Here is a 20,815-nt window from a genome sequence, read left to right as displayed (position 1 = left end):
GCAAGCGGTGCCACTGGTCGATGGTCAGTCAGACCTGCACGCGTTCAGCCGTGCTGCCTGCAGGGTCAGGTGGTCGCGCTCGGCCAGGTTCGGTGCCGCGAGGGCGGCCTCGGCGTACAGCCTCGCGGCGGTGTCGAGCTGGCCGTCGCGCTCGTGGAGGTACGCCGCCACCGCAGTGCGCCGGGGCAGCGAACCGGGCAGCGCCGCCAGCTCGGCGAGGCCGGCGCGCGGACCGTCCGCCTCGCCGACCGCCACGGCGCGGTTGAGCCGGACCACCGCGCTGTCGGTCAGGCGCACGAGCTCGTCGTACCACTCCACGATCTGCACCCAGTCGGTCAACTCGGCGCTCTGCGCGTCGGCGTGCAGCGCGGCGATGGCGGCCTGAGCCTGGAACTCGCCCAACCGGTCGCGGGCGAGCGCGGCCTGCAGGATCCGGACGCCCTCTGCGATCGCCACCGTGTCCCACCGGGTCCGGTCCTGCTCGGCGAGCGGCACCAGGCTGCCGTCCGGAGCGGTCCGGGCAGCACGGCGTGCGTGGTGGAGCACCATCAGCGCGAGCAGGCCGGCCACCTCCGGGTGGTCAACCGCGGAGGCGAGCTGCCGCGTGAGCCTGATCGCCTCGGCGGCGAGGTCGACGTCGCCGGAGTACCCCTCGTTGAAGACCAGGTAGAGCACGCGCAGCACGGTGGCGACGTCACCGGGCTCGTCGAAGCGCACGGCGGAGACGGTGCGCTTGGCCCGGCTGATCCGTTGCCCCATGGTGGCTTCGGGCACCAGATAGGCCTGGGCGATCTGGCGGGTGGTCAGTCCCCCGACCGCACGCAGCGTCAGGGCGACGGCAGACGCTGGCGTCAGCGAAGGGTGCGCGCACAGGAAGTAGAGCTGGAGCGTGTCGTCCCGCGCGGACGCCGGACCGGGCGCCGGCGCCTCGTCCACCAGCAGCTCACGCCGGCTGCGGGCCGCCTGAGCGCGGGTCGCGTCGAGGAACCGGCGCCAGGCAGCGGTGACCAGCCAGCCCTTCGGGTCCTGCGGCATCCCTGACGGCCAGACTCGCGCTGCCGCGAGGAGTGCGTCCTGCACGGCGTCCTCGGCCGCCGCGAAGTCGGCGCCGCGGCGGACGAGGATGCCGAGCACGCTGGGCGTCAGGCTCCGGAGGAGGTCCTCGTCCACTCCGCGCTCACTCCGTGATGGTGGGCGGCGCCGAGAGGAACGGTCGCAGCTCGAGCCACTCGTGGATCGGCTGCCCGCCCGCGCCGGGTGCAGCTGACAGCTCGCCGGCGAGCTCGACGGCGCGCTCGTGGCTGTCGACGTCGATCATCATCCACCCGGCGATCAGGTCCTTGGTCTCGGCGAACGGGCCGTCGGTGACGGGCGGGCGACCCTCACCGTCGTACCGCACGAACGTTCCTTCCGGGGCGAGTGCCTGGGCGTCGACGAACTCACCGGTCCCTTCGAGCCGGTCGGCGAAGTCCTGCATGAACTTGATGTGCGCCGAGATCTCCTCGGGCGTCCACCGGTCCATCGGGACGTCGTTCACCGCAGCCGGGGCGCCGCGGTAGTGCTTGAGCAGCAGGTACTTGGCCATCGTGGTTCTCCTTGCGTTGTGGCGACCCATTCTCGTCGCGTTCACACCAAGGACGGAGCGAGCAGCGAACTTTCGACATCGCGGCCGAGAACCTTGCTCAAGCTTCCCCCTCCCGCTTGTAAAGCGGGATCGGAGCGCGGCGCGCCTCAGGTCGCGTCGGCGGGCTGCGAACTCGTGCCGGCGTGGTCGAGGGCCCAGTCGAGCGCCTGGTCGGCGACCGCCTCCCAGCCGGGCTCGGCGCAGGTCCAGTGCGAGCGACCCTCGAGGAGCACGTAGTCGGTGGTCGAGGCCGACTTGTGGTACTTGTGCGCGTTCGACCTGTTCACCGACGGCGGCATGATGTGGTCCTCGCCGCCGGCGATGAACAGCAGCGGCGCTCGGTCGTCGTTGGAGTAGTCGACCCAGGTCTCCTGGTGGCCGGGCTTGAAGTTGGCGATCAGCCCGTAGTCCCACACCCACCGGCCGGGAGCCGCGATGGCGTAGCGCTCGTAGGCGGCCTTTGCGGCCTCCTCGTCGAGGGTGTTCGTGAATGCGTAGTGGAACTGCTCCTGGGTGAACCCGACGGCCTGGTGCCGCTTCGCGGGGTTGTTCAGCGCGGGGAACAACGACCTGATCTGCGAGACCGGGGTGCGTCGTACTCCCTCGGTGGGGGCCGAGTTGATCACGACGCCGGCCGCGCCGAGGCCGCGGGCGAGCAGCATCTGGGTGAGGGCGCCACCGAAGGAGTGGCCCATGATGACGGGTGGCTTCTCCACGGACTCGACCACGCTGGTCAGGTGCTCGAGGGTGTCGGTGATCGAGCAGTCGGCGATGATGCTGGGGTCGGCGCGCAGCGCCTCGACCTCGACCTCGAAGCCCGGGTACGCCGGGGTGAGGACCCGGAAGCCGCGGGCCTCGTAGTGGGGCACCCAGTGCTCCCAGCTGCGGGGCGTGACCCACAGGCCGTGGACGAGCACGATGGTGTCGGGACCGTTGCCCATCGGGGCAGGGATGGTGTCGTCGGTGCTCATGGTTCCTCCAGGTTGCTGAGGCTTCGACGTTCCCATCGCCGCGACGCCACCGGAACGGCCTTGCGTGCCAGCTGGTCGGCCCTGCGTGCCGGGGCTGCCTAGAGAGGCCCGTGCCGGGGCTGTCTAGAGAGGCCGCGGAGCTCGTTGCTCCTCGCCCGCGCGACGTCCTAGTCTCGAAGAGACACGGCGTACCCGTGGAAGGAGAGCCACGATGGCCGTCCTTCTCGACACCGCAGCCATCGACCCCCGGGACCGGCACGAGGTGTTCCGCACCGCGATGACCGAGGCGTCGGGCGCCACCCGGGTCGATCTCGAGCCCGGACCGCGGGGCGTCGTGGGCCGGATGGAGCTCGCCGAGCTCGGCGACGCTCGCGTCTTCACCGCCAGCAGCACCGGCATCACGATGTGCCGCGACCAGCGCACAGCCCGAGCCGCCTCACCCGAGGCCGTTGCCTTCGCGGTCCACGGTGACGGGGTGGGTCGCCACGAGCTGGATGACCAGCAACGGCTGGTCCGTACCGGTGACCTGATGGTGGTCGACGTGACCCGGCCCTTCGACTTCGGTTGGTCCGGGTGGGGTTCCTCGATCTCCCTGCAGGTGCCGATCGCGCGGCTGGGACTGCCGCCGGAGGTCGTCCAGCGCGCCTCGTCGCGGTTGCCGAGCAGCCCGCTGCACGGCATCGTCAGTCGCTTCCTCGTGGAGCTGACCCGCGACGCCGAGAGCATGGCCCGCTCCCCCGCTGCCGGACAGCTGGGAGAGGCCAGCATCCAGCTGCTCCGCGCCCTGCTGAGCGGCGCCGCCGACGAGGCATGTGAACCCGACATCCTCGACCAGACCCTCGGCACCCAGGTCCGTGCCTACGTCCACCAGCACCTGCGCGACCCACTGCTCGACGCCAGCCAAGTCGCCGCGGCGCTTGCGGTCTCCCGTCGTCAGCTCTACCGGGCCTGCACGGCCGGGGGGTTCAGCCTGGAGCAGTACGTCATCGCCCAGCGGCTCGCCGGTGCCAGGGACGAGCTCTCCAGCGTCAGCACGAAGCGACCGATCGCGGCAGTCGCTCGCTCCTGGGGCTTCAAGGACCCGACCCACTTCGTCCGGCGGTTCCGCGCGGCGTACGGCGTGCTGCCCCGCGACTGGCGCGCCCAGGTGCTCGCCGACCGCGGCGGCCGGTGAGGGACGGACCCTCAGGACAGGCCGACGATGGTCCCGTCGTCGAGCAGGTCGATCCGGGAGGCGGACGGGGTGGCCGGCAGGCCGGGCATCGTCATCACGTCCCCGCACACCAGCACCACGAACCCCGCGCCTGCCGAGAGCCGCACCTCGCGCACGTGCAGGTTGTGACCGCTCGGCGCACCGCGCAGGGTGGCGTCGGTGGAGAAGGAGTACTGCGTCTTGGCCACGCACACCGGCAGTGCGCCGTACCCGTCGGCCTCGAGGCGGTCCAGACGCCGCTTCGCCTTGCCATCCCAGGTCACGGAGGAGGCCCCGTAGAGCCGGTGGGCCAGGGTCTCGGCCTTCTCCTTGAGCGGTAGGTCGTCGGGATAGGTGAACGCGAACCTCGACGGCCCGGGGTCCTCGAGCAGGTCGAGCACTCCCTTGGCCAGGTCGGTCGCACCGACCCCGCCGTCGACGAAGTGGGTGGCGGGATAGGTCCGGACCCCCAGGGCCTCGACCAGCTCGACCACCCGGGCCACCTCGGCGGCGGTGTCGGCCGGGAACCGGTTCAGCGCCACGACGCACGGGATCCCGTAGACCTCGCGCACGTTGCGCAGGTGGCGCGCCAGGTTCTCCATCCCCCGCTCGATCGCGCCGAGGTCCTCCTCGCCGAGGTCGGCCACCTCCACCCCGCCGTGGAACTTCAGTGCCCGGACCGTCGCCACCACGACCGCGGCGTCGGGACGGAGCCCGGACTTGCGGCACTTGATGTCGACGAACTTCTCCGCGCCCAGGTCGGCACCGAACCCGGCTTCGGTGACCACGTAGTCGGCTAGCCGCAACGCGGCCCTGGTCGCGATCACCGAGCTGCAGCCGTGCGCGATGTTCGCGAAGGGTCCCCCGTGCACGAAGGCCGGGGTGTGCTCCAACGTCTGCACCAGGTTGGGCGCGAGCGCGTCGCGCAGCAGCACGGCCATCGCGCCGTGGGCGTTGAGCTCACGGGCCGTGACCGGTCGCTTCGCGCGGGTGTGGCCGACCACGATGTCGCCGATCCGGCGCTTGAGGTCGGCCCAGGACTCGGTCAGGCAGAAGATCGCCATCAGCTCCGAGGCGACCACGATGTCGAAGCCGTCCTCGCGCGGATAGCCGTTCGGGGAGCCACCCAGGCCCACGACGACGCTGCGCAGCGCCCGGTCGTTGAGGTCGACGACCCGCTTCCAGTCCACTGCGCGCACGTCGATGCCGAGCTCGTTGCCGTGCTGCACGTGGTTGTCGATCAGGGCCGCCAGCAGGTTGTTCGCGGCGGCGATCGCGGCGAAGTCCCCGGTGAAGTGCAGGTTGATGTCGGTCATCGGGACGACCTGGGACCAGCCGCCTCCCGCGGCGCCGCCCTTCATGCCGAACACCGGCCCCATCGAGGGCTCCCGCAGGCATGCCATCGACCGAAGTCCCAGTCCCCGCAGGGCGTCGGCCACCCCCACCGTCGTGGTGGTCTTGCCCTCACCGGCCGGGGTCGGCGACAGCGCCGTCATCAAGATCAGCTTGCCGAGCGGCCGGTCCTCCAGGGACTGCACGTAGCCGAGGTCGACCTTGGCCTTGTGGTGGCCGTAGGGGACCAGGTGGACCGGATCGATCCCGAGCTCCTCCTCGGCGACCTGGGTGATGGGGTGCAGCTCGGCAGCGTTCGCGATCTCGATGTCGGACTGCACTCAGGCCCTCTCTCTCGTGACACCCATGCGCCGCAGTAGGTGCGACCGGGACTCGGAGTCCGGGAGCGTGCGCAGGTTGGACTCCACGTTCATCCGCGCGATCGCGGCTCCGGCCCGGGCCACCTCGGCGGCCGCGACCAGGTCGGCCCGCAGACCGGCCCGGGCGGCGGGTCGCAGCTGGTCGATCAGGACCAGCACCTCGACCGCGGTCTCGACGACCCGTGCCTGGGGCTCGGAGGCCAGCAGCAGCGCCTCGTCGATGGCCGTACGCCGCTCGGCCTGCGCCGTGGTGTCGCGTGGCAGGGCCCACGCCGCGGCGACTCCGGCGAACGCACGCTCGTCGTCGGCCACCAGCTGCTGCGCCCACGTCACCAGCCGCTCTGCCCGCTGCGCCGACACCGGGTCCTCGCAGTAGCGCGCCACCATCACCACCAGGGCAGCGGCCTGCGCGGTGCACAGCGCCGCCACCGAGCCACCCGCCGGGGTCGGGGTCCGCGCCGCGAGGTGGTCCAGGAACTCGGTGATCGTCCCGGCGTCGGGCTGCTCGGCGAGGCGCGCGAAGGTCTCGGCCTCGGTCTCGACCATGCCGCGGGCCCTGCGGCCGATCAGGAGCTCGGTGGCCGGGGCCAGGGGGCCGGACCACTCCACCGACAGCTCCAGCCGGGATCCTCCGGCGTCCTCGTGCACGCTGTGCGCGGCGGTGCTGCGCACCCCGGGGCTGGTCGAGGCCCAGGTGAAGGACCGCCCGTGAGCGTCCCACTGCGTGACCTCCCAGACCGCCTTGGGCAGTCCGGGCTGCCGGACCTCGAACCTCGAACCCACCCTGATCGGGCCGCTGCCCAACGGCTGCACCGCGTCGACCGTCGGCAGCCGCTCGCCCCAGCGCTCGACGTCGCAGGCCAGCGACCACAGCCGGTCGGCGGTGGCCGCGGAGTCGGCCGAAGCACGGATCATGGAGCCATGATGCTCGTCACATGCCGGCATGAACAGGGGACGCAGGCGCGCTACCCGAAGACTGGTGTTCGACCACCAGCAAGATCACAGGTCAGAGGTCGAGGACCAGCCGAGGCGTGAGGCTGCGACCGACGCAGACCATCATGGTGTCGTTCGCGGCCCGCTCGTCCTCGTCGAGCAGGCTGTCCCGGTGGTCGGGGACCCCGTCGAGGACCGCGGTCTCGCAGGTTCCGCAGATCCCCTCGCGGCACGAGCTCGGGGCGTCGATCCCGTCGGCCTCCAGTGCCTCGAGGACCGACATCCCGGCCGGGACGGCGACCGACCTTCCGGACCGCCGCAGCACCACCTCGAAGGCGCTCTCCTCCCCGGGAGCGGGCTCGGGCTGCGCCTTCGGAGCGAACCTCTCCACGTGCAGCGCGCCGCGTCCCCAGGTGGCACAGCGCTCCTCGACGGCAGCCAGGAGCGGCTCGGGGCCGCAGCAGTAGACCTGCGTGTCGGGCAGCGGGGTCCCCAGCAGGTCATCGAGGTCGAGCAGCCCGCGCTCGTCCTGAGGCACCACCGTGACCCGGTCGCCGTAGCGGTCGAGCAGCGGCGCGACGAACGCCATCGAGGCCCGGGACCGGCCGCCGTACGCGAGCCGCCACGAGGACCCCGCAGCCGCGACCTTCTCGATCATCGGCAGGATCGGGGTGATCCCGATTCCCCCGGCGATGAACAGGTACGCCGGGGCCGGCTGCAGCTCGAAGTTGTTGCGCGGACCGACCACGTCGAGGACGTCGCCCGGGCGCAGCGCCTCGTGCACCTTGGTCGAGCCGCCGCGGCCCTCCGGCTCGTGCAGCACGGCGATCTGCCAGCGGCTGGGGTCCGAGGGAGACCCGCACAGGGAGTACTGACGGGTGATCGACCCCGGCAGGCGCACGTCGACGTGGGCCCCCGGGGACCACCTCGGCAGGGCGGTCCCGTCGAGCTGCTCGAGAAGCACCGAGACCACCCCCTCGGCCTCCCAGCGCAGCTGCCGCACCCGCAGCCGCAGCTTGACCTCGTCGTGGGTCACGTGCACGGGTTGTCTCCCTCGCCCGTCATGGCCTGCGGGTCAGGTCGATCCGCGCCAGGCGGCCGCGGCCCTCCACCTGCACGGAGGACCGGGGGGCGAGGCGGACCGCGTCGAACACCTCGAGCGGCTCCGCAGGGTGGTCCGGGGTCACCGAGGACACCCGCAACCGGCCCTCCAGGGGCACCAGGACCGTGTCCCCCTCGAGGTGACCCCGCACGTTCGCGTGCCCGTCGACGCGCGCGACCTCCACGGCCGCGGTCGTGGTCTCCCGCCTCGTCATCACGTTGAGGTCGATCGTGGGCCCGCGGTGCAGGCTGGCGGTGACGTGGTCCTCGCCGGTGAAGGTGACGGCATCGAAGCGCCGCAGGGGGTGCTTGGCGCCGTTCACGACCACCGTCATCCCGATCCCCTCGCACAGCATCAGCACCCGGTCGACGCCGGGGAACGACGAGAACGGCCCGTCCTCGGTGACGTCGGCGACGCTGATCCGCCAGGCGAAGGACCCGTCCGCCTCGTCTCCGGGCTCCCTGAGGAGCTCCCGCGTCGTGCCCGCGCCGTTGCGCCACGGCTCCGGGGACGCCAGCGCGAACGGAGCCCTGGTGAAGGTGGCCGGCGCGCTCACGGTTCGACCTCCAGGTCGGCGACCCAGCAGGTCGCCAGAGGTGCCCAGTGGGCGAGGACCGACGAGTGTGCGGGATGGGCCAGGAACTCCGCCAGCTCGACGGCCGAGGCGAAGTCGCCCGTGCCCACGAAGTCGGCGGAGACCGGACGCCGGGAGAGGTCCCGGGCGAACCTCCACCCGTGCCCGCCGGGCGCCTGCGCGGCGAGGTCCTCCTCGGCGGAGCACGCGGCGACGACCCTGGGGTCGGTGGCGGCGACGCCCTCGTGGAGGCGCAGCAGGACGATGTGCCGGATCACCTGGTCGTCACCGGTGACGTCGACGGCGCGCCACTGCGGACGAGCTGCGGACCCCGGTCCCGCAGCTGCGCGAGGTCGGTGATCCCGAGCAGCTGCATCGCGCGGCGGAACTCGGTGCCGAGCATGCCGATCGCCGCGGACACGCCCCGCTCCCCCGCTGCGCCCAGGCCGTAGAGGTAGGGGCGGCCGATCAGGCCGGCATCAGCGCCCAGCGCGATGGCGATGGCGAGGTCGGTGCCGCGCCGGATCCCGGAGTCGACGTAGATCTCCATCGCCCGGCCGACCCGGTCGCGGACCTCGGGGAGCAGGTCCAGGGGCGGGACCATCTGGTCGAGCTGGCGACCACCGTGGTTGGAGAGCACCACCGCGTCGACGCCGGCATCCGCGGCCCGCGCCGCGTCCGCGGGGTCGACGATCCCCTTGATCACCAGCGCTCCGGGCCACCGGGCGCGCAGCCGGGCGACGTCGTCCCAGGTGACCGAGGCGTCGAACTGCCGGGCTGCGAAGGCCATCACCGACTCGGAGATCTCCCCGATGTCGGGCGGCATGTTGGCGAAGGTGACCGGCTCGCCCCGCAGCAGTCCCGCGCACCACGCGGGGTGACGTGCCATGTCGGCCACCACCCCGGGCGAGAGGCGCGGAGGCAGCGTGAACCCGGTGCGGGCGTCACGCAGCCGCTGCCCGGTCACCGCGGTGTCCACGGTGAGCATCAGTGCGTGGTAGCCCGCCGCCTGCGCCCGGTCGACCAGCTCGTCGACCAGGCCCCGGTCACGCCACATGTAGAGCTGGAACCACAGGTCGCCGCCGCCCGGGATGTCCTCGAGCCGCACGGTCGACATGGTCGCCACGGTGTACGGGATGCCGGCGGCGCCGGCGGCCCGGCCGACGGCGCGTTCGCCGTCGGCGTGCATCATCCGGGTGTAGCCGGTCGGCCCCAGGACCAGCGGCAGCCGGCTCGGCCGGCCCAGGAGGGTGGCGGAGGTGTCTACCGCCGAGACGTCCTGCAGGGTCGTCGGCACCAGGGAGCGCCGCTGGAAGGCCTCCCGGTTGCGCTGGAGGCTCAGCTCGCCGTCGGCACCGCCCTCGACATAGCCGCGTACGCCGCTCGGCCAGCGCCGGCACGCCTCGCGGCGCAGGTCCTCGATGTCGTGGGAGCGGGCGAGCACGCGGTCGACCCGCCGGGCGCGGGGCGGCCGGAACTGGAGGAGCTCACGGATCTCGGATGGCTTCACGGTTCAGATTCCTCGTCCTGGGTTGAGGATGCCGTGCGGATCCAGGGCATCCTTGATCGCGTGCTGCACGTCGAGTGAGTCGGTGCCGAGCTCGAGACCCAGCCACCGCTGCTTCAGGGCGCCCACTCCGTGCTCGCCGGTCAACGTGCCGCCCATCTCCAGGGCGGCCCGGAACACCTCGTCGGCGGCCGCCCACACCGCGGCCGGGACCTCCCCGTCCGGGGTCGGGTCGAAGACGAAGGTGGGATGGACGTTGCCGTCCCCCGCGTGCGCCACGGTCATGATCACCACGCCGTGCCGGGCGCCGACGTCCTCGATGCGCTCGAGCAGGTCGGGCAGCCGGGACCGGGGCACACCCACGTCCTCGACCAGGCAGCGGCCCAGACGCTCGGCCGCCGGGTAGGCCAGGCGGCGGATGTCGAGCAGCTGACGAGCCTCGGCGGGATCGGTCGAGGTGGTCACGAACTCGGCGCCGGCCAGCTCGAACAGCTCCTGCATGGCCTCGGCGCACACGGCGCCGTCGGTGCCGTCCGCCTGCGCGATCAGCAGTGCCGAGGCGTCGTCGTCGAGCCCCATCTTCTTCCACTCGTTGATCGCCCGCAGGGTGGCCTGGTCGATCAGCTCCAGCAGCGACGGCCGCAGGCCTGCACGCACCACGGCGGCCACCGCCTCGGCTGCCGAGCGCAGGCTCCGGAAGCTGCCCACCACCGTCACCGGCTCCCCCGGTGGCCGAGGGTGCAGCCGCAGGGTCGCGCCGGTGATCACCCCGAGCGTCCCCTCCGAGCCGACGAGCAGGCCGGTCAGGTCGTAGCCGGTGACTCCCTTGACCGTGCGGTGGCCCGTCTTGATGACCCGGCCGTCGGCGAGCACCACCTCGAGTGCGAGCACGGAGTCCCGGGTGACGCCGTACTTCACGCAGCGGAGCCCACCTGCGTTGGTGGCGAGGTTGCCGCCGATCGTGCACAGCTCGAGGCTGCTCGGGTCGGGTGCGTACATCAGCCCGACCTTGGCGGCCGCGCGGTCGAGGTCGGCGGTGACCACCCCGGGGTCGACCACGGCGACCTGGTCCTCGACGGAGATCTCGTGGATCCGTGCCATCCGGACCGTGCTCAGGACCAGGCAGCCCTCCAGGGCGGCGGCGCCGCCGGCGAGCCCGGTCCCCGCGCCGCGGGTCACGACGGGCACCCGTTCGCGATGGGCCCAGGCGAGCGCCCGCGAGATGTCCTCGGTGCTCCCGGCGAGGATCACGGCCAGGGGCTTCCCGGGGGTGACCAGGTGGGCCTCGTCGCGTGAGTAGGCGTCCATCACCTCGGGGTCGGTCAGCAGCCTGCTCGCCTCGCTCAGCCGGCTCGCGAGGGCGTCGAGCCGGCTCACGGCACCCACGCGACCCGGGCTGCGTCCACCGGGTCCAGCCTGGCCACCGCGAGGGTGGCCGGCTCGGCCCCGATCGACTCCACGCTCACCGTGAACGGGTCGTCCCCCTCCAGCACGAGCACGTCGAGCTCGCCGAGGTGGTGGCGTCCCTCCACGAGCAGCCGGCCACGACCCGCAACCAGGGCGACCAGCTCGCGTTCCTCCCGCCGTACCTGCGTGGTGGCGTCGACCTCGAGGGCCTCGACCCGGCCCGAGACGTACGCCGGATGGGTGCTCAGCGACAGGGTCGAGGCACGACCACCGTCGCGCCCCAGGTCCGCAGCGACCGTCACTGCGGGCTCAGTCGGCCCACCCTGCTCCGGCGCCGCGTCGTCGAGGCGCAGGTGCCACTGCCAGGCCTCGCGGCCCGCGGTGTCCGGCGAGCTCGCGAGCTCCAGGCCGTTGCCGTCCGTTCCTTCGAGCGCGCGGTGGGAGTTCGAGCGCAGCAGCAGCCTCATTCCTGGTCCTTCGCCTCGGCGGCGAGCAGCTTCGCCATGATCCGGCGCGCCTTGGCGACGCCGGCGTCCTGGGCGATCAGCACGTCGGGCACGTCGCTGGGACGCGTCTCCATCCGCTGCTGCTGGAGCGCGAGCGCGTCGGCGTCCTCCTGCAGCACCCCGCCGAGGTTCTCGGTGAGGAGCGCGTTGAGGTCCTCGTCGCCCACGGAGAAGTTGCGGCAGAACCCGTAGAAGTACCAGGCCGTGGTCTCGGTCTGCGGGGTGATCGCGTTGAGCACCTCGAGGAGCTTCCCGTCCTCGCGCCGACCGCCGGGGGTCACGACGCCCGCGTGGATGATGTGCACCGAGGGCATCTGGAACTCCGTGGTGTGCCAGCGGTCCACCCGGCTCAGGCCGGTGGCCTTCTCGAACAGCGGCGAGGGGTGGCAATCGGGCATGAACCGGTCCACGCTCACCTTGGTGCCGTCGACCTCGACCGTCACGCCGTTCTCGTAGACGGCGTCGTCGCCGATCGAGGAGGTGTGCAGGAACGCCTCGTGGGTGAGGTCGAGCAGGTTGTCGTGGATCAGGTCCGCGCTGCTCTGGAACAGGAAGGTGTGCGTGACCCGGTCCCAGGCAGGGTCGGTCATCCACCGGGTGTCAGGCACCGGCGTGTCCGCAGCCTTCTCGGGGTCGCCGACCCAGATCCACAGCCACCGGTGCGCCTCGACGAGCGGGAACTTGTGCACCAGCGCCCGCTGGGGCACCCGGTCCTGGCCCGGCACCCGCACGCACACGCCCTCGCAGTCGTACTCGAAACCGTGGTAGCCGCACTGGATGTTGTCCCCGATGACGCGCCCCGCCGAGAGCGGGTACGCGCGGTGGGCGCACCGGTCCGCCAGCGCGACCGCGGTCCCGTCCTGCTTGCGGTAAAGGACGACGTCCTCACCGAGGACCGTCCTCTTCATCGGATCCCGGGTCACTTCCTCGGACCAGGCGATGACGTACCACGCGTTGCGCACGAACATGGGGCTTCCTTCTCGTTTCACGGTCGGGCCGTCCGGGACGGCCGGTGAGGTGCCCCCGGTGGGCAGGGGCGGGTGAGGGGTGTGTCGGGGGGTGCCGGGGGGTGCCGGGGAACGGGCTGCGTCAGCTGGGCGGTGCGAGCGCTTTTTCGAGCAGGGCCATCCCGTCGTCGTCCGGCACGCTGATCCGGACGGTGCCGGGCACGCCGAGGGCGGTCCCGGGCCGCACCGTGATCCCGTACGCCGCCAGCTGGGCCACGAAGGCCTCCTCGTCCGGGACCGGCACCAGCACGAAGTTGGCCTGGGACGGGACCGGCTCGAGGCCGGCGGCGGTGAGCAGCTCGACGATCCGGGCACGGCCCTGTCTCGTGTGGTCGCGTACGACGTCACGGTGGAACGGGTCCCGGGCAGCGGCCACGGCTCCGGCCTGGGCCAGCGAACTCACCGAGAACGGCGCCCGGACCTTGCGCAGCATCGCGACCACCTCGCGGGAGCCGATCAGGTAGCCGATCCGCAGGCCGGCGAGCCCGTGCACCTTGGAGAAGGTGCGCAGGACCACGACGCGTCCGGAGTCGACCAGCGGCACCGCGGTCGCGGCGTCGGGGTCCTCGGCGAAGTCCACGTAGGCCTCGTCGACGACGACCAGCCCGGCACGGCAGCCCTCCACGAACCTCTCGATGTCGGCGAGCGACCTCGTCGTACCCGTGGGGTTGTGCGGGTTGACCACGTAGGCGATGTCGGCCTCGACCTCGGCCATCGCGTCGAGGTCGTGCGCCCAGTCCAGCAGCGGGACCTTGACCACCTCGGCGCCGACGACGTAGGTGCTGATCTCGTCGATGCGGTAGGCGGGATCGGCGCATACGGCACGTCCGTCCTGTGCCAGGAAGGTCCAGGCGAGCAGGTAGATCAGCTCGTCGGACCCGTTCCCGACCAGGATCTGGTCCACGTCCACGCCGTGCAGGACCGCGAGCTCCTTGCGCAGCTCCTCGGCGAGCGGGTCGGGGTAGCGGTGCACGTCGTGTGCCGCGGCCGCGAGCGCGGCCACCACGTTCGGGCTGGCGCCGAGGGCCGACTCGTTGGAGGCCATCGACCCGGCGGCGGTCAGGGCCGGCTTCCCGGGCCGGTAGGGGTCGATCCGGTCGAGCCAGGGGCGGGCCACCAGCGTCATGGCCTGACCTTCCCGCCGAGGAGCTCGGTGGTGCGGGCTGCCGCGCCACGCACCTGGGCGAGCACGGCCTCGTTGTCGATCTCCCCGTGGCTCAGGTAGCTGATCCCGATGGCACCGCAGGCACCCTCGGCGTCGAAGACGGGAGCGGCGACGCAGCGGATGCCCATCGCGGTCTCGCCGTCGTCGGTGCTGTAGCCCGAGCGTCGCACCTCGGCGAGCTCGGACTCCAGCAGCTCGAGCTCCGCCGCGCCCAGTGGTGGCCGGTCGGGTGCCGTCAGGTGGTCCGCGAGGGACTGCCCCGGGACCCAGGCGAGGCAGGCCTTGCCGACGGCGGTGATGTGCGAGGGCAGGCGGGCGCCCAGCGAGCTGGCGAGCTGCACGCCCCGCATGGGTGGGTCCTGCTTGTAGAGGTAGACCGCGTCGGCGCCGTCGAGGACGGCGTAGTGCGAGGTCATGTCCAGCGCCTGGGTCACCTGGAGGAGCTGGGGCGCGACGAGGTCGACCACGCCGGCGTTGCGGACGTAGGCGGAGCCGACCTCGAAGGCCTTGATCCCGAGGGTGTAGCCCGCGAGGTCCAGCGCGACGTAGCGACGCTCGGTCAGGGACCGCAGGATGTTGTGGGCCGTGCTCTTCGGGATGTCGAGACGTTCCGCGAGCCGCGTCAGGGAGAGCGGCTCGTCGGAGTCCGCGAGGAGCTCGAGGATGAGCAGGGCTCGTTCAACCGAGGTGGACATCGTCGTACTCTCCCTCACAAGACCTTGCTCAGGAAGGCCTTGGTGCGGGCCTCCCGGGGGCGGTTGATGACGTCGTCGGGGGAACCGCACTCGACGACCCGGCCCTGGTCCATGAACGCGATGGTGTCCCCCACCTCACGGGCGAACCCGATCTCGTGGGTGACCACGACCATGGTCATCCCGGACCTCGCGAGGTCCTTCATCACGTCGAGGACCTCGCCCACCAGCTCGGGGTCGAGCGCCGACGTGGGCTCGTCGAACAGCATCAGGCGGGGTTCCATCGCCAGGGCCCGCGCGATCGCGACGCGCTGCTGCTGTCCCCCCGACATCTCGCCGGGGTAGGCGTCTGCCCGGTGGCCCAGGCCGACCCGCTCCAGCAGGGCCCGGCCCTTCTCGGCGGCGACCTTGCGGCTGACGCCCTTGACCTGCACCGGCCCCTCGATCACGTTGCCGAGGACCGTCATGTGCGGGAAGAGGTTGAAGTGCTGGAACACCATGCCGATGTCGGCGCGTTCGCGGCACACCTCCTTCTCCTTGAGCTCGAACAGCTTGGTGCCGCGCTGCCGGTAGCCGACCAGGCTCCCGTTGACCGAGAGGCGGCCGCCGTCGATCTTCTCGAGGTGGTTGATGCACCGCAGGAAGGTCGACTTCCCCGAGCCGGAGGGCCCGATGATGCACATCACCTCTCCGTCGTGGACCTCGAGATCGATCCCGTGCAGGACCTGGGTCTGCCCGAAGGACTTCTCGACCTGCTCGGCGTGGACGACTGTCGTGCTCACGAGGCCCTCCTCAGGGACAGGTTGCGGACCAGGCGGGCGCGGAAGGTGGGCCGGGAGCGATTGCGATGCACGCTGCGGCCAAGCCGGCGCTCGATGGCCTGCTGGGCGATGGTGAAGACCGTGGTCAGGGCGATGTACCAGATGGACGCCGTGAACAGCAGCTCGATCACCTTGAAGTTGGAGGTGTAGACCTTGTTGGCCGAGTGCAGCAGCTCGCTGTAGGAGATCGTGTATGCCAGCGCGGTGTACTTCAGCAGCGAGATGAACTCGTTGCCCAGCGGCGGCACGATCACCCGCAGGGCCTGCGGCAGGACGATGCGCCGCATCGTCCGCCCGGGCGTCATCCCGATGGCTGCTGCCGCTTCCCGCTGGCCGTTGCCGACCGAGAGCAGTCCACCGCGGACGATCTCCGCGACGTACGCGCCCTCGTTGACGCCCAGGCCCAGCAGCGCGGCCACGAACGGGGTCATCAGGGAGTTCATCGGCGTCGAGTAGATGCCGGGGATGGTGAAGGTGCTGAAGATGATGGACAGGTTGAACCAGATCAGCAGCTGCACCAGCAACGGTGTGCCTCGGAACAACCAGGTGTAGCCGCCCGCCACCCACCGCAGGACGGGGTTCTCGGACTGCCCCATCACCGCGGCGGTGACCCCGAGCACCAGCCCGATGGCCATCGAGAGGAACAGGAGCTTGAGGGTGTTGACGACACCCTCGAGGATCGTCTCCGCGGTCAGGTACTCCAGGACGATCGCGTAGTCGATGTCGGCCCGGACGAAGGCCCGGGCGACCAGTCCGAGCAGCACCAGGACGAGGGCGGCCATCACCCAGCGACCGGGATGGCGCAACGGCACCACCGTGAGCTGGGGCTGCCGGGACCCGGCACCCTCCATCTCGTCGGTCGCTGTAGCTGTTCCTTGCTCGGCCACGTGGCTCTCCTCGCCCGGTGCTGCTCGGCTGGTCATCGGTGTCAGGCCTTGGCGCCGGAGGCGACGGCGTTGACGCCGGCCTCCTTGACCGCGATCTCCTCGAGACCCCACTTCTTCAGGATCTCGCCGTAGGAGCCGTCGTCGATGATGGCCTGCCAGGCCTTCACGAGGACGTCACGCAGCTCCTTGCTCTCCTTGGGCAGGACCATGCCGAAGAACTGCTGCTCGACCTGCAGGCCCTCGACCAGCTCGAGCTTGCCCTCGCTCTTGGAGGCGAAGACCGCTGCGGTGGGGAAGTTCTCGATCAGGGCGTCAGCCTTGCCCTGTCGGACCGCCAGCTGCTCCTGGGCGTTGCCGTCGAAGGTGAGCACGTTGATCTTCTCCGCCCCCTGCTTCTCGCAATCGGCCGACTTCTTGACCAGCCACTGGGCCTGGATCCCGCCGCGCACGGCAGCCAGGGACTTGCCGCACAGGTCTTCCTCGGTCTTGATGTTCTTGGGGTTGCCGGCAGCGGTGACGAAGCCCTGCGAGGACTGCAGGTAGTAGACGAAGTCGTAGTCCTTCTCCCGCTCCGCGGTGTCGTTGACCGCGCCGTAGATGATGTCGTAGCGCTTGGAGGCCAGGGCGGGGAGCAGGGTGTCGAAGCTGGCGTTGTTCCACGTGAAGTCGACGCCGAGCTGGCCCTCGAGCTCCTTGGCGAGCTCGACCTCGAAGCCCTGCAGGGTCTTGCCGTCCTCCTTGTAGTACTCGAAGGGCGGGTAGTCGATCGAGGAGCCGATCTGGATGGTGCCGGCGTCCTTGACGGCCGCGGGCAGCTCCTTGTGCAGCGGAGCCGAGCTGTCCGACTTGGAGGTCGTCTCCTTCTCCGAGCCGCAGCCCGTCAGGGCCAGGGCACCCAGCAGCGGGCCGGCGAGGAACAAGGTGATGACGCGGTGTTTGCGAGCAGCCATGGCGTGTTTTTCTCCGGTGGTCTCAGGGACGGGAAAGGTGCGATGTTCTTATATGTGAACTGCGTTCACTTATAGGGACGACGCTAGGCTGGCCATGATTCCGAGTCAATGGCCGGAGGTTACGTTTCCGTTAACCCGCCGCGATCTGGTCCCCGCCCAGCCAGGTCTGGCGCACCAGTGGTACGCCGGGCCGGTAGGCCAGGTGGACGTGGGAGGGCGCCTCCAGCACCACGAGATCCGCACGCGCGCCCACCGCGAGGACGCCGACGTCGTCGCGAGCCAGCGCCCGCGCTCCGCCGGCCGTGGCCGACCAGAGGGCCTCGGCGGGCGACATCCCCATGTCCCGCACCGCCATCGCGATGCAGAACGCCATCGAGCTGGTGTAGCAGGACCCGGGATTGCAGTCGCTGGCCAGGGCCACGGTCACACCGGCGTCGAGCAGACGCCTGGCGTCCGGCCACGGCTGCCGGGTGGAGAACTCGACGCCGGGCAGCAGCGTGGCCACGGTGCCGGACCCGGCGAGGGCATCCACGTCCGCGTCGGAGAGGAACGTGCAGTGGTCCACGGCGACCAGGCCGAGCTCGCACGCGAGCTGGACCCCGGGGCCGTGCCCCAGCTGGTTGGCGTGCAGCCGGCCGCGCAGTCCCTTCGCCGCCCCGGCCTGCAGGATCGTGCGGGCCTGGTCGACGTCGAAGGCACCCCGTTCGCAGAACGCGTCGATCCAGCGCGCATGAGGCGCGGCCGCGTCGAGCATCTCCCCGACCACGAGATCGACGTACGCCGCCGGGTCGGACCCGGCGGGGACCACGTGGGCGCCGAGGAACGTGGTGTCCTCGGTGAACTGCCCGGCGATCCGCAGGGCCCGGGTCTCGTCGTGCACGGTGAGGCCGTAGCCGCTCTTGATCTCGATGCTGGTGGTGCCCTGGGCGTGCATCTCCGCGACCAGCCTGGCCACGTTGCGGGTCAGCTGCTCGTCGGAGGCCTCCCGCGTGGCGGCGACCGTGGTCTTGATGCCGCCCGCGGCGTACGGCGCTCCGGTCATCCGCGCCTCGAACTCCGCCGACCGGTCGCCGCTGAAGACCAGGTGCGAGTGGCTGTCGACGAAGCCGGGGATCACCGCGCGGCCGCCGACGTCGACGGCCCGGTCCGCTGCGGGCGAGCGGCCTGCTGGGCCCACCCACGCGATCCGGTCGCCCTCGATCACCACGGCGGCGTCGTGGATGATGCCGGGCTCCGCGTGCGTGACCAGCTCCGAGATGCCGGTGATGACGGTGCTGGTCATGCCCACACTCCTTCGATGGCGTCGTGCAGCTGATGCCCGAGGTCCTCGTGGATCCCGGGTCCCGCGACGACGCGGCCGTCCACGATCACCTGCGCCACGTCGGCGCCGGTGGCGGCGAACACGACCGTGTTCTCGTCGTTGCCGGTGCCGGCGGTCCTGGGGCTGGTCGTCGAGAGCGTGACCAGGTCGGCGCGCGCGCCCACCGCGATCAGGCCGGCGTCGTCCCAGCCCAGGCTCTGGTGCCCGGTCAGGGTGGCGGCCTCGATCAGCTCGGCCGCGCTCCAGTGCCCGCGCTGCCGGCTGGCGAGCCGCTCGTCGAGCTCGAGCGCGCGCATCTCCTCGAACGGGTCGATGACGGCATGGCTGTCACTTCCGAGCGTGAGCCGGGCGCCTGCCTCGTGCAGCCGCCTGCTGGGGCCGATCCCGTCACCGAGGTCGCGCTCGGTGGTCGGGCAGAAGTCGACGTAGGCCGCTGCCGCTCCGAGCGTCGCGATGTCCGAGTCGGTGAGGTGGGTGGCGTGCACCAGGGTCGCGTGCGGACCGAGCTGGCCCTCCTCGGCGAGCAGCGCGGTGGGCGTGAGCCCGTAGGCGTCGAGGCACTCCTGGTTCTCCGCCGGCTGTTCGGAGAGGTGGACGTGCAGTGGGCGCGAGGGATCGGCGCGGAGCTGGTCGCGAGGGACGGCCCGCACGGAGTGGAAGGCCTGCCCGACCTTCGCCCACCCCGTCTCGCGGAGCAGCGCGGTCCGCGCGTGCCAGGCGTCGACGTCGCCGTCGGAGAACCGTCGCTGGATCCCTTCGGGTGCCCGGCCGATGCCGGCGGTGAGGTAGAGGGTGTCCAGCAGGGTGATCCGGATCCCGGCCTCGCGCGCGGCCTCGACCAGCGCCTCCCCCATGGCGTTCGGGTCGGCGTACGACGTCCCGTCGGGCTGGTGGTGCACGTAGTGGAACTCCCCCACGCAGGTGATGCCTGCGGCGGCCATCTCCCGGTAGACCGCCCGGGCCAGGACGAAGTAGTTGTCCGGGTCCAGGCGGGCCGCCAGGGAGTACATCTGCTCACGCCAGGTCCAGAACGTCCCCCGCTCGCGCTGGGTCCGTCCCCGCAGGGCCCGGTGGAAGGCGTGGCTGTGGCAGTTGGCGATCCCCGGCATGGTCAGCCCGGGCACGGCGGTGGCGCCGCTCGCCGGGGTGTCCACGCCGGGCGTGACCGCGGTGAACCGCCCGTCGGCGACGGTGACCTGCACCCGGTCGGCCAGGCCCGTGGGCAGGAGCGCCTGCTCGAGGACGTAGGTGACAGCACTCATCGGGCCAGCCCCTCGAGGGTGTCGGCGAGAGCGGTGACGCCGGCGAGGCAGTCGCCGGTCTCGGCATGCTCCGCCGGTGAGTGCGAGATGCCCGTGGGGTTGCGCACGAACAGCATCGCGGTGGGGATCCCGGCCGCGGAGAGGATGCCGGCGTCGTGCCCGGCCTGGGTCGGGATCACCGGCCACCCGTGCGGGTCGGCGATCCGGTGCGCCAGCGCGGAGGGGAACTCCACTGCCCGGGAGACCGACTCCGCGGTCAGCTCGACCCGGGTCCCGTCGAGGTCCGCCTGCGCCCGCGCCTGCTCGGCGACGGACTCCACCAGGGCGGCGAGCGCGTCGTCGCTGTCGCAGCGGGCGTCCAGCCACGCGGTGACCTTCGAGGGCACCGCGTTGGTGGCGTTCGGCTCGACCGCGAGGCGGCCGAACGTCGCCCGGAAGCCCGCGTCCCGGGCCAGCGCGCTCGCGCTCAGCGCCGTGTGGGCGTAGGTGAGCATCGGGTCGTGCCGGTCCTCCATCCGGGTGGTGCCGGCATGGTTCGCCTCGCCGGTGAAGTCGAACCGGTAGCGCCCGTGCGGCCAGATCTCGCTGGCCAGCCCGACCGCGGCGTCCCGGTCGACCAGGTCGCGGCCCTGCTCGACGTGCAGCTCGACGAAGCACTCGACGCCCTCGAGCAGCGACGACCCCGCGGAGGGGTCCAGGCCGGCGGCGGCCCACGCGTCACCGAGCCGCGTGCCCGCCCGGTCGGTGAGCTGCTCGGCCTTCTCGACCGTGAGCGCCCCCACTGCGAGCTGGGAGCCCAGGCAGGCCAGCCCGAAGCGGGAGCCCTCCTCCTCGACGAACACCCCGATGCCGAGGCGCCGGGTCGGCACGAAGCCCCGGTCGCGCAGCTCGTCGACCGCGGCCAGCGCCGAGACCACCCCGAGCGGCCCGTCGAAGGCGCCACCGTCGAGCACGGAGTCGAGGTGGGAGCCGGTGAGCACCGACTCCGTGCCGGTCCCCCACCACGCGACCACGTTGCCGAAGCCGTCGTACTCCAGGTCGAGTCCGCGAGCCTGCGCCTCGCCGGCGAACCAGTCGGCGCACTCGCGCTCGGCGGAGCCGAACGGCTGCCGGAAGTAGCCGCCCGACGTCGAGGATCGCCCGACGCCGAGCAGGTCCTGCCACATGTTCTCGAAGGTCACG

Annotated in this window: 21 protein-coding genes; 1 reads left to right on the top strand and 20 read right to left on the bottom strand. The window is 71.7% G+C overall.

Annotated elements, in window-relative coordinates:
* Positions 1-24: 24 nt before the first annotated feature.
* The 3 genes from AC4BGB_RS20970 to AC4BGB_RS20960 form a co-directional block, all read right to left on the bottom strand.
* Positions 25-1,170 carry an RNA polymerase sigma factor gene (locus AC4BGB_RS20970; protein ID WP_490548972.1) on the bottom strand — a complete coding sequence of 382 codons (1,146 nt, stop codon included), beginning with the start codon at positions 1,168-1,170 and terminating at the stop codon, positions 25-27.
* A gap of 7 nt (positions 1,171-1,177) precedes the next feature.
* Positions 1,178-1,585 (bottom strand): YciI family protein, encoded by a 408-nt coding sequence (locus AC4BGB_RS20965; protein ID WP_490548970.1) that lies wholly within the window; start codon positions 1,583-1,585, stop codon positions 1,178-1,180.
* 146 nt (positions 1,586-1,731) lie between these two features.
* Positions 1,732-2,595 carry an alpha/beta hydrolase gene (locus tag AC4BGB_RS20960; RefSeq protein ID WP_490548969.1) on the bottom strand — a complete coding sequence of 288 codons (864 nt, stop codon included), beginning with the start codon at positions 2,593-2,595 and terminating at the stop codon, positions 1,732-1,734.
* A 211-nt stretch (positions 2,596-2,806) separates the two neighbouring features.
* Here AC4BGB_RS20960 and AC4BGB_RS20955 point away from each other — a divergent pair, with 211 nt between their 5' ends.
* Positions 2,807-3,769 (top strand): helix-turn-helix domain-containing protein, encoded by a 963-nt coding sequence (locus tag AC4BGB_RS20955; protein WP_490548968.1) that lies wholly within the window; start codon positions 2,807-2,809, stop codon positions 3,767-3,769.
* 11 nt (positions 3,770-3,780) lie between these two features.
* Here the strand turns inward: AC4BGB_RS20955 and AC4BGB_RS20950 are convergent, their stop codons facing one another.
* The 17 genes from AC4BGB_RS20950 to AC4BGB_RS20870 all read right to left on the bottom strand — a co-directional run bounded on the left by AC4BGB_RS20950 (position 3,781) and on the right by AC4BGB_RS20870 (position 20,814).
* Positions 3,781-5,460 (bottom strand): formate--tetrahydrofolate ligase, encoded by a 1,680-nt coding sequence (locus AC4BGB_RS20950; RefSeq protein WP_490548966.1) that lies wholly within the window; start codon positions 5,458-5,460, stop codon positions 3,781-3,783.
* On the bottom strand, positions 5,461-6,414 hold the full coding sequence (locus AC4BGB_RS20945) for a cyclodeaminase/cyclohydrolase family protein (protein WP_490548965.1): 954 nt from the start codon (positions 6,412-6,414) through the stop codon (positions 5,461-5,463). It lies immediately after the preceding gene.
* A gap of 91 nt (positions 6,415-6,505) precedes the next feature.
* Positions 6,506-7,474 (bottom strand): PDR/VanB family oxidoreductase, encoded by a 969-nt coding sequence (locus AC4BGB_RS20940; protein ID WP_490548964.1) that lies wholly within the window; start codon positions 7,472-7,474, stop codon positions 6,506-6,508.
* 19 nt (positions 7,475-7,493) lie between these two features.
* Complete coding sequence (locus AC4BGB_RS20935) at positions 7,494-8,090, bottom strand: HutD/Ves family protein (RefSeq protein ID WP_490548963.1); 597 nt, start codon at positions 8,088-8,090, stop codon at positions 7,494-7,496.
* On the bottom strand, positions 8,087-8,386 hold the full coding sequence (locus AC4BGB_RS20930; RefSeq protein ID WP_490548961.1) for a Dabb family protein: 300 nt from the start codon (positions 8,384-8,386) through the stop codon (positions 8,087-8,089). The genes AC4BGB_RS20935 and AC4BGB_RS20930 overlap by 4 nt, the downstream gene beginning before the upstream one ends.
* Positions 8,383-9,618, bottom strand: coding sequence for an alpha-hydroxy acid oxidase (locus AC4BGB_RS20925; RefSeq protein ID WP_490548960.1), 1,236 nt, complete (start codon positions 9,616-9,618; stop codon positions 8,383-8,385). Before AC4BGB_RS20925 ends, AC4BGB_RS20930 begins: the two co-directional genes overlap by 4 nt.
* 3 nt (positions 9,619-9,621) lie before the next feature.
* Positions 9,622-10,992 carry an FAD-binding oxidoreductase gene (locus AC4BGB_RS20920; protein ID WP_490548959.1) on the bottom strand — a complete coding sequence of 457 codons (1,371 nt, stop codon included), beginning with the start codon at positions 10,990-10,992 and terminating at the stop codon, positions 9,622-9,624.
* Positions 10,989-11,489, bottom strand: a complete 501-nt coding sequence (locus tag AC4BGB_RS20915) for a hypothetical protein (protein WP_490548957.1) — start codon at positions 11,487-11,489, stop codon at positions 10,989-10,991. Before AC4BGB_RS20915 ends, AC4BGB_RS20920 begins: the two co-directional genes overlap by 4 nt.
* Positions 11,486-12,496, bottom strand: a complete 1,011-nt coding sequence (locus AC4BGB_RS20910; protein ID WP_490548955.1) for a Rieske 2Fe-2S domain-containing protein — start codon at positions 12,494-12,496, stop codon at positions 11,486-11,488. Before AC4BGB_RS20910 ends, AC4BGB_RS20915 begins: the two co-directional genes overlap by 4 nt.
* A gap of 121 nt (positions 12,497-12,617) precedes the next feature.
* Entirely contained in the window at positions 12,618-13,661 is a 1,044-nt protein-coding gene (locus AC4BGB_RS20905) for a pyridoxal phosphate-dependent aminotransferase (RefSeq protein WP_490548954.1), read from the bottom strand.
* Positions 13,658-14,395: an IclR family transcriptional regulator gene (locus tag AC4BGB_RS20900; protein WP_490548952.1), complete on the bottom strand. Its 738-nt coding sequence runs from the start codon at positions 14,393-14,395 to the stop codon at positions 13,658-13,660. The genes AC4BGB_RS20905 and AC4BGB_RS20900 overlap by 4 nt, the downstream gene beginning before the upstream one ends.
* A 14-nt stretch (positions 14,396-14,409) precedes the next feature.
* Positions 14,410-15,174 (bottom strand): amino acid ABC transporter ATP-binding protein, encoded by a 765-nt coding sequence (locus AC4BGB_RS20895; RefSeq protein WP_490548950.1) that lies wholly within the window; start codon positions 15,172-15,174, stop codon positions 14,410-14,412.
* Positions 15,171-16,136 (bottom strand): amino acid ABC transporter permease, encoded by a 966-nt coding sequence (locus tag AC4BGB_RS20890; protein WP_490548948.1) that lies wholly within the window; start codon positions 16,134-16,136, stop codon positions 15,171-15,173. The genes AC4BGB_RS20895 and AC4BGB_RS20890 overlap by 4 nt, the downstream gene beginning before the upstream one ends.
* A 5-nt stretch (positions 16,137-16,141) precedes the next feature.
* The gene (locus AC4BGB_RS20885) at positions 16,142-17,050 is read right to left on the bottom strand and encodes an ABC transporter substrate-binding protein (RefSeq protein WP_490548946.1); all 909 of its coding nucleotides are present in this window, start codon (positions 17,048-17,050) and stop codon (positions 16,142-16,144) included.
* Between the two features lie 130 nt (positions 17,051-17,180).
* A complete protein-coding gene (gene hutI, locus AC4BGB_RS20880; RefSeq protein WP_490548944.1) occupies positions 17,181-18,332 on the bottom strand; it encodes an imidazolonepropionase in 1,152 nt (383 codons plus the stop codon).
* The gene (locus AC4BGB_RS20875; protein WP_490548942.1) at positions 18,329-19,633 is read right to left on the bottom strand and encodes a formimidoylglutamate deiminase; all 1,305 of its coding nucleotides are present in this window, start codon (positions 19,631-19,633) and stop codon (positions 18,329-18,331) included. The genes hutI and AC4BGB_RS20875 overlap by 4 nt, the downstream gene beginning before the upstream one ends.
* Complete coding sequence (locus AC4BGB_RS20870; RefSeq protein ID WP_490548940.1) at positions 19,630-20,814, bottom strand: allantoate amidohydrolase; 1,185 nt, start codon at positions 20,812-20,814, stop codon at positions 19,630-19,632. Before AC4BGB_RS20870 ends, AC4BGB_RS20875 begins: the two co-directional genes overlap by 4 nt.
* Between the last annotated feature and the right edge of the window lies 1 nt (position 20,815).

The sequence above is a fragment of the Nocardioides sp. Z30_9 genome (assembly GCF_058215735.1).
Note: the sequence above shows the minus strand (reverse complement) of the source record. Positions and strands in the feature narration are given on the sequence as shown.